At 52.3% G+C, this 12,841-nt stretch carries 11 protein-coding genes and 1 other RNA gene; 2 read left to right on the plus strand and 10 right to left on the minus strand.

The annotated features are described in order from the left end of the window. Nucleotides 1-122: 122 nt before the first annotated feature. Nucleotides 123-1,775, plus strand: a complete 1,653-nt coding sequence (locus JOE21_RS04905) for a hypothetical protein (RefSeq protein WP_309863113.1) — start codon at nucleotides 123-125, stop codon at nucleotides 1,773-1,775. Nucleotides 1,776-1,957: 182 nt separating this feature from the next. Here JOE21_RS04905 and JOE21_RS04910 read toward each other — a convergent pair whose 3' ends face one another. The 6 genes from JOE21_RS04910 to JOE21_RS04935 all read right to left on the minus strand — a co-directional run bounded on the left by JOE21_RS04910 (nucleotide 1,958) and on the right by JOE21_RS04935 (nucleotide 6,544). Continuing rightward, nucleotides 1,958-2,239, minus strand: coding sequence for a hypothetical protein (locus tag JOE21_RS04910; RefSeq protein WP_309863116.1), 282 nt, complete (start codon nucleotides 2,237-2,239; stop codon nucleotides 1,958-1,960). Nucleotides 2,240-2,371: 132 nt separating this feature from the next. After that, nucleotides 2,372-3,205, minus strand: coding sequence for a GDSL-type esterase/lipase family protein (locus JOE21_RS04915; protein ID WP_309863119.1), 834 nt, complete (start codon nucleotides 3,203-3,205; stop codon nucleotides 2,372-2,374). Nucleotides 3,206-3,384: 179 nt separating this feature from the next. After that, an RNA gene (gene rnpB, locus JOE21_RS04920) (RNase P RNA component class A) lies at nucleotides 3,385-3,815 on the minus strand. Nucleotides 3,816-3,955: 140 nt separating this feature from the next. After that, on the minus strand, nucleotides 3,956-5,065 hold the full coding sequence (locus JOE21_RS04925) for a Nif3-like dinuclear metal center hexameric protein (protein WP_309863122.1): 1,110 nt from the start codon (nucleotides 5,063-5,065) through the stop codon (nucleotides 3,956-3,958). Next, nucleotides 5,041-5,793, minus strand: coding sequence for a tRNA (adenine(22)-N(1))-methyltransferase (locus JOE21_RS04930; protein ID WP_309863125.1), 753 nt, complete (start codon nucleotides 5,791-5,793; stop codon nucleotides 5,041-5,043). The genes JOE21_RS04925 and JOE21_RS04930 overlap by 25 nt, the downstream gene beginning before the upstream one ends. A gap of 25 nt (nucleotides 5,794-5,818) precedes the next feature. Continuing rightward, nucleotides 5,819-6,544, minus strand: coding sequence for an endonuclease/exonuclease/phosphatase family protein (locus JOE21_RS04935; RefSeq protein ID WP_309863128.1), 726 nt, complete (start codon nucleotides 6,542-6,544; stop codon nucleotides 5,819-5,821). A gap of 129 nt (nucleotides 6,545-6,673) precedes the next feature. On the opposite strand from JOE21_RS04935, the gene JOE21_RS04940 reads away from it, so the two are divergent. After that, nucleotides 6,674-6,877 (plus strand): spore germination protein, encoded by a 204-nt coding sequence (locus tag JOE21_RS04940; RefSeq protein WP_309863130.1) that lies wholly within the window; start codon nucleotides 6,674-6,676, stop codon nucleotides 6,875-6,877. 77 nt (nucleotides 6,878-6,954) lie between these two features. Here the strand turns inward: JOE21_RS04940 and JOE21_RS04945 are convergent, their stop codons facing one another. The 4 genes from JOE21_RS04945 to trhO form a co-directional block, all read right to left on the minus strand. After that, nucleotides 6,955-8,382, minus strand: coding sequence for a M1 family metallopeptidase (locus JOE21_RS04945; protein WP_309863132.1), 1,428 nt, complete (start codon nucleotides 8,380-8,382; stop codon nucleotides 6,955-6,957). Between the two features lie 154 nt (nucleotides 8,383-8,536). Further along, nucleotides 8,537-9,655: a 4-hydroxyphenylpyruvate dioxygenase gene (hppD, locus tag JOE21_RS04950; protein ID WP_309863135.1), complete on the minus strand. Its 1,119-nt coding sequence runs from the start codon at nucleotides 9,653-9,655 to the stop codon at nucleotides 8,537-8,539. 128 nt (nucleotides 9,656-9,783) lie between these two features. Beyond that, on the minus strand, nucleotides 9,784-11,430 hold the full coding sequence (locus JOE21_RS04955; protein WP_374709327.1) for an AMP-binding protein: 1,647 nt from the start codon (nucleotides 11,428-11,430) through the stop codon (nucleotides 9,784-9,786). 434 nt (nucleotides 11,431-11,864) lie between these two features. Next, nucleotides 11,865-12,767 (minus strand): oxygen-dependent tRNA uridine(34) hydroxylase TrhO, encoded by a 903-nt coding sequence (trhO, locus tag JOE21_RS04960; RefSeq protein ID WP_309863141.1) that lies wholly within the window; start codon nucleotides 12,765-12,767, stop codon nucleotides 11,865-11,867. Between the last annotated feature and the right edge of the window lie 74 nt (nucleotides 12,768-12,841).

A 12,841-nucleotide genomic window follows, 5' to 3' on the forward strand; every position in this document is an offset into this window, starting at 1 on the left:
CCATCCGATTCCGATACGGTTTTCTCTATTATGAGCGTGAGAAAAAGGTTTCTATCCCAAGCGGCATATTCTTTCCTTTCCCATCTCACACTACGGGTATTGGATGTAGAGGGAGGAAAAGGGTGTATATGTACGCAATCATGCTTAACCGCCGGCCATCCGCAGTAGCCTGTTTGATGTGCGTGGCAATCTTGATTTTCCTATTTCCCCATGGGTCCGCCTTGGCCCGGGATTCCGTGACGCAGCCGAATGTCCCCATGATCGGGGATTACGCCGGGGAACTGCGGGAAAAACAGCCGCGCAAAGACGGTTTCACCCATGTGGATACCCCCCGGCTTGTACGTCGGTTACAGGAAATGGGCGTCAATACGTATTTTTATCTCATTTGGCACTCCGCTTCCGATTGGGATGACCTGCGTCTGGAATTCCTTCCTGCGGCAAAAGAAGCCGGAATCGATGTATGGGTTTATCTCGTCCCGCCAAGCGAAGCGAGAGAACGACGCTCAGAACCCTATGGGACGGATTATGTGGCGTGGATGCGGGCGGTCGGCCACTTATCCCGCTCCTTTTCCAATCTGAAGGGGGTGGTGATGGACGATTTTAATCACAACTTATCTGTATTCACTCCCGATTACCTCAGGCGGATGCGTGCTGCGGGACATGAAGCCAATCCCCACCTCCGCTTTTACCCGCAGATTTACCAGCCCGCCATCCGTAAAGAGCTGTTGAGCCGATACCGCGGGTTGTTTGACGGGATCGTCATGACCTATCGTGACGGCATTTACCGAAACACGCAGCGAACACAACAATTGGAACACCAGGTGACACAGATCTCCCGCCTGCTGCATCGCGAGGGGCTCCCTTTTGTGCTGATGGTACATGCAAGCAAATTGTCGGCTACCCCCGCCAATCCTTCCGCCCGCTACGTTAATGAAACGCTACGTGCCGGGTTAAGCCGATTGACTCAGGGGGAATTACAAGGATTGATCACCTATGTTCTACAAAAAGATTGGTTTCCGGAAACCCGTGATCGTCTGGCAAAAGTGGGACACGGTTACGGTTGCCTCTTCGTCCCTCCCGGTTCCCATCCCCCTGCCGGAAGATCGGGAGAACTGAAGCAGGTGGTGTTTCCGGAAGGACCCCCTCCTTATCGGCTCACCTTCTACCATCGGGTGATCGCACCTGCCAGGCTCCCAGCGGGGCAATATATTCAGGAAATCCTAGTAAATGGAAATCGAGTCTGGTCTCAGGACGCCGCCATCGCCTCTCGCAAAAATTGGCAGCAAAAAAAGTTGGATCTTACTCCTTGGTTAAAAGGAAAACGAGAAGCCGTCCTGCAATTGCGCCTGGCAAGAAAGCAGACCGGTTCCCGCTCTTGGCTGTTTGCAGCCTTTGATCATCTGGAAGCCACCGGATTTAAGATGGAGAATCCGGAGTTTGAAACAGCGATCGGGTGGACAGCATATGCCGATCATCCCGCGATCATCGGGGAGACCCTTGTGTACGATCCCCGTCGCCGCATGCGGGTCTATCTCCAAACTATGACCTTGTTTCGGGCGTACCGCTGGCAGGAGGAAATCGCCTCCGCCTTGCCGGAAGAATTTCAAAAACAACGGGAAGACTTTCGCAATCACCTGCTTCAAGGACGCCCGACACAAGCACTCTCCTCGTTAGACTCCCTGTTGAAGCCATTCAGACAAAGCTCCCTCGAATCCCAACACCGCTTGTTGCAAGAAGGAGAAATGTTAAAACGTCTGCTGTCCATCGCTCAATGACGGACAGCAGACGCTTTTTTCCTTATAACTGCATAAGAAAAGCGGACAGGGGCTTCCCTGTCCGTTACGAAATGACCATCGTCAAAGCACCCAGCACGGCTCCAGCGATGTATCCCCATATCCACCACACGTTCGGTTCACTCCTATCTTTAACCCTGTTGTCGGGTGATCCGCAGGAAGGATTACGATTCGATCATCGATCCGGGTGGAAGAAAATTGTCGGTTCCGTCGGCGATGGCCAATTGGTTTTCCAGGGCGTGGATCACACGACCGTAAAATCCAGCCGCCTCTTCTTCCTGACCACTCATCAACAGTCCCCGATAATTGTCGTAACTCTCCTGCAACAATTTCATACAACGGTTAAATTCACTTTCCTCCATTAAAGAGGGGCGACCGTCTCCCTCTTCCGACCAAAATGTTCGATATCGGTCCAGGTATGCTTCATAGGTATGAAATTCATACAACCCTGTTCCCTCCCAAACGTCCGTCTTCTCCCTAAGATTCCATGGAAGGAACGGGGATATGCACTTTACAAGCAACCGTCTCGCCTCGGTCTCGCTCGTTCCCAGGTCTCGCAATACAGATGGAAACGATTTTCAACGATTGCTGGCGGAAGAATGGGCTTGGTTGCGGATTTCCTCCAGGATCCCGTCAGCAATCAGACGATATCCCTGTTCATTGGGATGAATTTCATCATGTAGCCATTCCCCCTGTGCGGTGCGCAACCGATCATACACATCCACCACATGGGTAAGGGGATAGTGATAAGCAGTTTTTTTCATACCCAAATTCCATTGTCGCAGCAACTTATTGGACATCCCGTAATACGGCTCGCTGGGTGAGATGGGATTATAAAGAGAGGTGAGCAAAATCGGTGCATCCGGGTTGAGTGTCCGGATCTCCTTTAAAATCTGATCCAAATTGGAGTTGTACGTCTGTTGAATGTGCTCAAAATTGGATAATACACGAACCGGATTGTTTTGCCGCAATGCTTCTTTTAACAAATCATTTCCACCGATCGTCAGCGAAATCAAGTCGGCATCGGCTACCTGCTCGCGTATTTCGGTTTGCTCCAGAGATTGAAGCAAACGCTCGGATGTCTGCCCGGATACTCCTTGGTTGCTCAATTCCAGCGGGATGCGCTCCTCTTCACCCAGCCCTTTTACGACCAAACTGCTGTATCCATGGGGAACTGCCTTTCCGGAACCCAATCCCCGAGCAACAGAATCACCCAATACGAGATATTGAAGCGATTCTTTTTCCCCGGCCACTTCCCGTAGCTTGGACAGGATGTTGACATTGGAAACCACGAGGGGTTCTTGCTCATCTTCTGCCAACAGCAGTTGAGCCACCGGGTATAAATAAATGGAAGTAAAAGCAATCGCGACCAAGGAGAGGCTGACTCCGATGATCCAAATCCATTTTTTCATGATAAAGCCCCTCCTTTATGGATTTGCATGGAGTGTCCCTTCTATTAATTCCAATATTAACAAGCCTTCATTACAGTCGATTCTCACTGCAATGACAGTCTTTTAACCCTTGTATTACATCCATGAAACACAAAAAACGGCACCCAATCAGGTACCGTTTTTGCTCAGTGTTTTGGAATCAGGAAAGCAAACCATAAGCCGAGTTCTGTACTCCTGGTGGTATCAACAGCGACCGCTCCGTCGCCTCCCACGTCTTGGAGTGGCAATCATCTGTCTAGGCGGCGCATTGCTGCGACGCTCAAGCGACCAACCCGGGATCACTGCGGGCAACAGCTGCGCATCTGCATGCGCGGATCCCCTTTCAGGTCTTGCTCCGGGTGGGGTTTACCTAGCCAGCATGTCTCCATGCTGCTGGTGCGCTCTTACCGCACCGTTGCATCCTTGCCTGTGAAACGAAACGCTTTTCGCTTCCATCGGCGGTCTTCATTTCTGTGGCACTAGCCTTAGGGTTGCCCCCACCGGCCGTTAGCCGGCACCCTGCCCTTTGGAGCTCGGACTTTCCTCCCGTGGGACCTTTCGGTGCTCCACCGGCGATTGCCCGGTTTACTTTCCCAAAGTCAAAACGACAATGTTTAGTTTATCAAAAATAGGAAGCAGAAGCAATAATCATTAGTTGGATTTAATGGGTTTAATTGGTATAACCCAAGAGTAACACGAGCAAACGTTTTTAGCTGCAGCATAAAGGATTTTTCACACGAATTGGAAGGGATTCGTATTGACGGAGGTAACATAAATCTGTTTTTCTTCCCATTCTCCGGAATTCACCAGCAACTGCTTCAATGGCTCTAACACCCAATGCTCCACATGGTGACCCGGGTCCAGAAGGCATAATCCCGCTTCCCGGGCATCCAGCGCCGTATGATGATCCAAATCGCCGGTAATGTATACATCGGCTCCCTGTCTTTTGGCTTCCTGCCAGTAACGGCCGCCGGAACCTCCCAGGACGGCAACGGTTGTTACGGCAATGTCCGGGTTCCCTACCGACCGCAGATGGGAAAGACCGTATGCTTCCTTGACGCGACCGGCGAAATCGCCCAGAGAAAGGGGATGTTCCAGTCGACCGATGCGTCCCAGTCCCTGCTTCGGTCCTTCCAGATCTAACGGATAGAGATCATAGGCCGGTTCTTCATATGGATGTGCGTCGATCAACGCTTGCACCACCCGGGATTGGATTCGGGAGGGTACGATGGTCTCCAGTCGAACCTCCTCCACCCGTTCCAAGGCTCCTTGTGTCCCGATAAAAGGATTGGTTCCTTCTTCCGGGCGGAACGTCCCCGTCCCCAGCAGGTTAAACGTGCAATGACTATAATTTCCGATCCAGCCCGCACCCGCTTCACACATCGCTTGCAAAACCGCCTCATGGTGGTCTTTTGGGATGGTTACCACCACTTTTTTGTAGGTTTCCCGATGGGTCGGGATCATGACGCGAAGGTTTGTTAAACCGAGTTTGTCAGCCAGCACGTCATTCACTCCGCCCGGAGCGGAATCCAGATTAGTGTGAGCCACGTATACCTGAATATCATGCTTTAACAATTTGGCGAACAGACGGCCCGCCGGCCGGTCCTGCCGCAAATCGCTCAATGGACGAAACAGGACCGCATGGTGGGCGATGATCCAATTGGTTCCCAGCCGGATGGCTTCGTCAACGACAGCTTCGGTCACGTCCAGTGCCAACAATATCCCTTTTACTTCCGCGTCCGGATTTCCCACTTGCAGTCCGATCCGATCCTTCTCCACTGCCAAGGCGGAAGGAGACAACTGCTCCATCCGCGCCATCAATTCCCGTCCTGTTGCAGCCATTGACGCCATCGCCTCCATTCTTCCCGCTTTTGTTTCATCGACTCCAGCCGACTACGCGCTTCCGGCGCACGGGCTGATTCCAGTTGCGACAAAATCCGGTTCAATCCCTCCAGCTCCGCTTCCAGCTTGTCCAGCAACAGAGGATGCCGTTCCATCCACAAAAGCGGCCCCACTTCAAAAGCCGCATCCAACGGCAGCGGCGTTTTTCGATAGGGTTCATGGGGATCTCCCGGGACTGCAGTTACCACTTCATACAGGATACCGGCTTCACGTACCAGGTTTTCTCCATCCAGCTTCCATCCGTGACGATGAAGCCAACGACGCACGTGAACGACACCACTGTTTGGTTGTAACACCAGCCGTTCCACCCGCTCCAATTTTTGAAGCCCCCGATCCAGGATGGACGCGATCAAGGGTCCACCCATCCCGGCGATCACAATGACCTGAGCCTCTCCTGTATCCAACACTTCCAGCCCGTCCCCTTTGCGGACTTGAATCTGATGCTCCAACTTTGCTTCTTTTACACGGTGTCGAGCATTTTCCCAGGGACCTTGGTTCACTTCCCCGGCGATCCCCCGGTTCAGTAAACCGCTGCGGGACAGGGCGATCAACAATTGAGCGTGATCCGATCCGATATCCGCCACTACACGCCCTGGCGGAATCCATTCCGCTACCGCGGATAAACGGAGCGACAAGGCACCGGAACCCACTTCCCTCTGTGTACTCATATTCCCCTCCATTTCTCCTTTTCCATTATACCGGATCCTGTCGGCTTGGTTGAAGTTGCATCTCCCCCATCACCGGGAGGTGATCCGACGGGCAACCCGGGGTTTCCACCACCCAACCCCGTACTACTTTTACTTCACGTGAGCAGTAGATTCCATCGATTCGGCGACGGGGACGACGGCAAGGATAGGTGCCGTCTTCCACCCCGGAGAGAACATCGGTGAGACGACACTCCAGAGGAGCCAATGCCACGTGGCCCGGCCCCATATTAAAATCCCCCATCACCACCAGGGGAGGTCCAGGCTCCATCGCCCGTTGTTCCAGGAAGCGGATCTGACTTCGCCGCATCCATGGACTAAATCCCACATGAGTCACCGCCAGCCGCCAAACCGAACCTTCCAATTGAATATGGGCAAGGAGCACACTCCGCGGCTCCAGCCCTTCTCTCGTAAACACGGTGGCAATGTGATCGACCAGTCCTCCTTTGCGGACAAGCAGTGCGTTCCCGTATCCATGGTTGCACCCTTCCCCTCCAATACGGATCGCCGGTGCGAAAGCCGCATCCATATCCAACCGGACAGCGAGGAAATCCACTTGGTCTTCAAAGCTGCTGCGGCGATGGAAACGGACGTCCACTTCGTTCAGCCCAACGGCATCCGGTTGTTGTGCTTGGATGACGTTGGCAATCCGCTCCAAATCCAGACGGCCGTCACATCCCAACCCATGACGAATGTTGTAGCTCATCACTCTCATACGAAAAATCCCCCCTTCAAATGGGAGTATGCAGATCATCTGAAAAAATTGCACCAGACAGGTACCTTTTGTATCTTTCCACGTACGATATGGGCATACGTCTAAACCGCGTGAGGGGAGTAGGATTTCATGCCGGTAGCCAATCAGATTTTCAACGCTAAATTTATGGTGGTGGACACCACAGGTGCTGTCAATATGGGAAATGCCGTAAATGTAGGTCGTTTTTACAATGCGAAGAGTCTTGGGGGATCAGGCCCCGTCGGCGACTTTTCCGCCAATGTACAAGGTGGATTCAACTTTGCGTTTGACCCGGACATTATCGACCAAGTTTGAGAAATCTCAGGGAACCAATCGACGAAAGCCCAGCGAATAATACGCTGGGCTTCATCCCGTTTTGGGACATATTCATCTTATCGTTCCCCTTTAAAGAAAAGCCACCGGTCAAAAAACGGACGCAAATCTTGTCCTGCTGTTTCATTGGCGACACGGATAAAATCTTCCGTCGTGGCTGTTTGAAACTGATACCGGTCATAGTAGGTGTGCAGAATTTCCAACACCTTCTCCTTCCCCAGCTTCTCCACCAGCTCCCACATCATGGCCGCCGGCCGAGTGTACACCATTAAACCGTAGATGGGATCGGAATACTTGTATAGCGATTCAACAGAAGTGACCCCTTTTTCCTTGTGGATTTCATCGGTTCGTTGTGCAGCGCGCATCAATAACTCCCGCTCATCTTCGCCCTTCTCTTCGTGCATATACAACAGCTCGGAAAAAGTGGTCAAGCCTTCGTCCAACCAGGGTTCTTTCACTTGATTGTTTCCTACCACCCCATACCACCACTGGTGGGCCAACTCATGCGCCACAACATTGATTGCAGGCTGCTCTCCCTTTCGGGTGGGAATGCGGGCGACCGATGTCACCAGACCAGGATATTCCATGCCGGCAATCCCGTATCCGGTCTCCCCTAACACGACATCCACTTCCTCATAAGGATAGGCGCCGAACTTTTTTCCAAAAAAAGATAGGCTACTGATGGCAGCATCATGCAAGGGTTGGGCGACATCTTCCATCCCTTTCAAATACCAGAGATTTACTCGGATATCATCCACTTTTCCATAGATCGGTTCATAATCCTTGGTGATCACTGCCGCAAAATCACGAACGCGTTCCTGTCGAAGCGTCACCGTTGAGGAAGTCTGTTCGGGATCCCGCGCGCTGGAGATCACCTGATATCCCTCAGGAAGCTGAAGCGTGACTTCAAAGTCGGAAATCTGGCTGAAAAAAGGATCCCCCGTCGTGGTGTAGGGGTCCGTATGCCACCCTTCGTCGTCATGGACCGCCAGCATCGGATACCACTGGGCCAAAAAAGCCGTATTGCCATAAACGTTGAGCCTGGTGCCCCCTTTGGGCAATTTCAGTTCGTAATCCATTTCCACCAGGGCGGTTTTCCCATCGGCCAATGGTCGATCCAACTGGATGCGAAGAAGGGTCCCTTTCTCTTTTGCGGAAGCTTTTTCTCCGTCCACCTTTACCTGGCTCACCTTAAGGTGACCCGGCTTTTCCGGCCTGGATTCCGCTCCCCATTTCCAATCCTTAAACGCATTGGGGTATAAATGAAAATAAACGTCTTTCCAAGCCTTTTCCCGCCTGTCTGGCAACCTCACTTTCATGTGTCCGCGAACGGTCTGATCCTTGGCCGAATAGGTCGCTTCCAATTGATAATGGGGCCGTTCTCCTGCCGGCTGGGATAACGCTTCCGCCGACGGCGACCATATTCCCGTCAACATCGCGGCCATCAGGATCGCCAGAATGAAACCGCGATACCCGCGTATTCTCATGTTCGCTCCTCCGTTCATTGGAAAATCCTGCCCCATTAGCCTTACCCAATCCCGCCTTTTTATGAACCGATTCTAGTTAAAAACAAAAAACACCGTCGACCCCGCTTGTGGAAGTCAACGGTGTAACCCGTCTTGTACTCACCCTCTTTCGTTCTTACAAATTTCCGCGGCGCTCCTGTTCCCGTTCAATCGCTTCAAAAAGGGCTTTGAAGTTTCCTTCGCCAAACCCGCGGGCACCCTTGCGCTGGATAATCTCGAAAAACAGGGTGGGGCGGTCTACGATCGGTCGAGTGAAAATTTGCAGGAGGTAACCTTCATCATCCCGGTCCACCAGAATCTTATGCTTGCGCAGGTCCTCCAGGGCCTCGTCGATTTCCCCCACCCGGTCGGACAGTTCATCATAATAGGTATCCGGTGTGTTCAGAAATTCAACACCCTTGGATTTTAACGATTGCACCGTTTTCACGATGTCCTTGGTGTACATAGCCACATGTTGCACGCCGGCCCCCTGATAATATTCCAGATACTCCTCGATTTGCGATTTGCGCTTTCCTTCTGCCGGTTCATTGATGGGAAACTTGATGCGGCCTGTTCCGTTTTGCATCACCTTGGACATCAGGGCGGAATATTCCGTGGTAATGTCCTGATCGCTGAAGTGACGCAATTCCTTGAACCCCATCACTTTTTCGTAATAGGAAACCCATTCCTCCATCTTTTCCACATTTCCCACCACATGGTCGATACCCTTCAAACCTGCATCTTCAAAAGGAATGTGCAGATCCGCCACTTTATAGCCGGGTGCGAATACACCCCGATACTGATTCCGTTCCACCAGTGTGTGTATGGTATCCCCATAAGTACCGATTACCGCTTTTTTAATCGTTCCGTGTTCATCTTCCTCCGTCCAGGGTTCACGGATCGAGATGCCGCCCCTGGAAACCGCTTCCTGATAAGCGGACTCCACGTCCTTCACCTGTAGAGCGATATCCTTCACTCCATCTCCGTGACGATTGACGAAGCGAGTGATCGGGTGGTCGGGAGCCAAACATCCGCTTACCACCAACCGAATGTCCCCTTGTTCCAGGACATAGGACACCCTGTCGCGGCTACCCGTTTCCAGCCCTTTGTAAGCCATCAGGTGGAATCCGAAGGTTTTGCAGAAATAGTGCGCCGCCTGTTTGGCGTTTCCTGTGTAAAATTCCAGATAATCCACATCAAGAATCGGTAAGAAGTCTTGCTCCTCCACAGATGACGACGCTTTCATTTCTTTCATCGCCCCAGCCCCCCTGTCTGAAATTTCCCTGCCTTCAGATTACAAGAGGGGGATTGAACCCTGCAAGCATATGCGGAATCGCGTTGGTGCTTTGCCCGACCAAATCGGTGAAGCGGGGACAATGTTAGTCACTTTCCGGTTACATGGCCCAATCCCAACTCTGCGATGGCCATTTCCCGCAGGCGGAACTTTTGAACCTTGCCGCTGGCTGTCATGGGATAACTGTCCGTGATTTGGATATAGCGGGGAATTTTATAGCGGGCGATGGCACCCTTACAAAAGTTGCGCACCTCCTCGCTGTCCAAGTTCTCCCCATCTTTCAACCGGATAAAAGCCATCACTTCCTCCCCGTATTTTTCATCGGGAATGCCTACAATCTGCACATCCAGAATCTTGGGATGGGTATAGAGAAACTCCTCGATCTCCCGCGGAAAAATATTTTCTCCTCCGCGGATGATCATCTCTTTTAGGCGGCCGGTTATCCTCAGATACCCTTCTTCATCCATCCGGGCCAGATCTCCGGTATGCAACCACCCATCCTCGTCAATCGCCTCGGCGGTTGCTTCTGCCAACCGATAGTATCCTTTCATTACTAAATAACCACGGGTACAGAGTTCCCCTTGCACACCGGGCGGAACTTCTTCTCCGGTTGCTGGATCAATCACTTTCACCTCGACACCGGGCAACGCTTTGCCCACAGTGGAAACCCGCCTCTCAATCGGGTCTTTGGTCCGTGTTTGGCTGATGACAGGTGACGATTCCGTCTGTCCATATGCGATCGTGATCTCCGATGCCCCCATGTCATGAATCACCCGTTTCATCACTTCCATGGGACAGTTAGAACCCGCCATGATCCCCGTACGGAGACTGGATAGATCAAAGCGGGAAAATTCGGGGTGATTCAATTCGGCGATAAACATGGTGGGAACCCCGTGCAAAGCGGTGCATCGCTCCCCCGCCACGGTTTTTATCACGGTGAGCGGGTCGAATTCCACCACCGGAACCATCGCTGCCCCGACCGTCACACACGCCAAGGTGCCCAGCACGCAGCCGAAGCAATGGAAAAACGGAACAGGGATACACATGCGGTCCTGTTCCGTCAACTCCATACAAGCGGCGATACTGCGGGCGTTGTTGACGATATTGGTATGGGTCAACATCACCCCTTTAGGAAAACCCGTGGTGCCGGAAGTGTACTGCATGTTAATGACGTCTTCCGCATGGAGGGAATCCTGCCGTTCCTGCAGGGTTTCATCCGGTACGCTTTCTCCCATCCGCATCACCTCGGACCAGTTAAACATACCGGGCTTCGCTTCATCTCCCAGGAAGATCACGTTTCGCAGCCACGGCAACCGCTTCGAACGAAGTTGCCCCGGCTCCGCCTGTTTCAGCTCGGGACAAATCTCATATAGCATGTCTACATAGCTGGCACCCTTGAAGGAATCCATCAGGATCAACGTTTCCGTATCCGACTGACGCAGAAGATACTCCAACTCCCGGGCACGGTAGTTGGTATTCACCGTTACCATCACCGCCCCGATCTTCCCCGTGGCAAACTGCGTCACCAGCCACTCAGGGTGGTTGCTCGCCCATACGGCCAAATGATCTCCTTTGCGAACCCCCAGTTTTATCAACCCCTTGGCTGCCTGATCGCACTGTCGTTGGAACTCCCGATAGCTCCACCGGATTCCCCGATCCGGGTAGACCACCGCCTCCCGATCCCCAAACCGGGACACCCTGTCATCCAATAAGCCACCCACAGTAAGGTTTAACAAATCTGTTTTCATAGAGCCGTCTCCTTTCCAGATCAGTTGAAAGGCCTGCTTGTAAAAGCGAAGGAATACAAATATTATTCCTTCTATTCGCACAGCTATTTCCGCTTTCCTGCTATTCTCCAACATTGCAGGTGTATCCACGTTTCATTTCACGTACAAAAAAGCACCCTCAAAGGGCGCTGAGACGGCTGACAAACTTTTTATTAAAGGAAGAGGGGACCGATTTTCGGTGGAGCGGACTTCCCCTCATCTGTGGTAGGGAAAGAGGCGTGGAGACGAAAGACCCACTTTGCACTGGATCGCACAAGCCTCGCCAGAGTCACTTCGTTCCCTGGTCTCGCTTTGCACTAGATAGCACAAGTCTCGCCACGGTCACTTCGTTCCCTGGTCTCGCTTTGATTACTGCTGAGCACTCTCTATGGATGCTCTTTCAATTAGGAGGCATGGCTTGTGCGCCCATGATTTTCCCTGCAGGAATCGGAACAATATCCATCCTGTTTCTCGCGACAATCCGGACAACACAGATGCAGGTGGTGACAGCTGGGATCGGCACAATTATGAGGGGTTTCCGCCGATTTCCCGCAGTGAATACAGGTTCCCACCACCACTTCCTCTTCCTGATTTACCGGAACGGAAAGGCGCTCATCAAAGACAAAGCACTTCCCGTCAAAGAGACGCCCCCGCACTTCCGGATCCTTGCCGTAGGTGACGATTCCCCCATCCAATTGGGCCACATGCTGAAAGCCTTCTTCCAGCATGAAAGCGGTCAGCTTTTCACAGCGAATTCCACCCGTACAGTATGTGAGAATCGTCCGGTCTTTGTAAGGAGACAAATGCTCCCGGATCCATTCAGGAAATTCACGAAACGAATGCACGTCGGGGCGGATCGCGCCGCGAAAATGGCCCAGATCGTATTCGTAGTCGTTGCGCCCGTCCACGATTAACACATCCTCTTGCTGCATCGCCTCGTAAAACTGCCGCGGATTCAGACGCTGACCCGTTCGGTTGTTGGGATCCAGTTCTCCCTCTACGCGGAACGTGACCAGCTCCTCTTTCGGACGCACATGCATCTTTTTAAAAGCGTGTCCATCATGAGGGTCTACTTTGAATGCCATGTTTGCAAACCGCGGATCTTGTTTCAGATGCGCCATGTAGACTTCCGTTTGCTCAACCGTTCCGGAAACAGTACCGTTGATCCCTTCTGGCGCCACCAGGATCCGCCCTTTCAGACCCAACTCACGGCAAAATTGAAGATGTTCTTCCGCAAAGGCTTCCGGATTTTCAATCGGGACGAATTGATAATATAACAAAACCTGATATGCCGGTTGATGATTCATGTTCCTTCCTCTCCTTCTCTCAAAAACGATCATGGACGCCACGCCATGATACCAGCCCTTCCAAGTCATCCGAT

This window comes from Desmospora profundinema, assembly GCF_031454155.1.
Lineage (GTDB): Bacteria > Bacillota > Bacilli > Thermoactinomycetales > DSM-45169 > Desmospora > Desmospora profundinema.

Excerpts from the sequence above, each read along its gene's own strand:
- JOE21_RS04935 (WP_309863128.1), bottom strand. The coding sequence starts at position 6,544 with ATGAGAGTGATGAGCTACAACATTCGTCATGGGTTGGGATGTGACGGC.
- JOE21_RS04940 (WP_309863130.1), top strand. The coding sequence starts at position 6,674 with ATGCCGGTAGCCAATCAGATTTTCAACGCTAAATTTATGGTGGTGGAC.
- JOE21_RS04945 (WP_309863132.1), bottom strand. The coding sequence starts at position 8,382 with ATGAGAATACGCGGGTATCGCGGTTTCATTCTGGCGATCCTGATGGCC.
- JOE21_RS04930 (WP_309863125.1), bottom strand. The coding sequence starts at position 5,793 with ATGAGTACACAGAGGGAAGTGGGTTCCGGTGCCTTGTCGCTCCGTTTA.
- hppD (WP_309863135.1), bottom strand. The coding sequence starts at position 9,655 with ATGAAAGAAATGAAAGCGTCGTCATCTGTGGAGGAGCAAGACTTCTTA.
- JOE21_RS04925 (WP_309863122.1), bottom strand. The coding sequence starts at position 5,065 with ATGGCTGCAACAGGACGGGAATTGATGGCGCGGATGGAGCAGTTGTCT.
- trhO (WP_309863141.1), bottom strand. The coding sequence starts at position 12,767 with ATGAATCATCAACCGGCATATCAGGTTTTGTTATATTATCAATTCGTC.
- JOE21_RS04915 (WP_309863119.1), bottom strand. The coding sequence starts at position 3,205 with ATGAAAAAATGGATTTGGATCATCGGAGTCAGCCTCTCCTTGGTCGCG.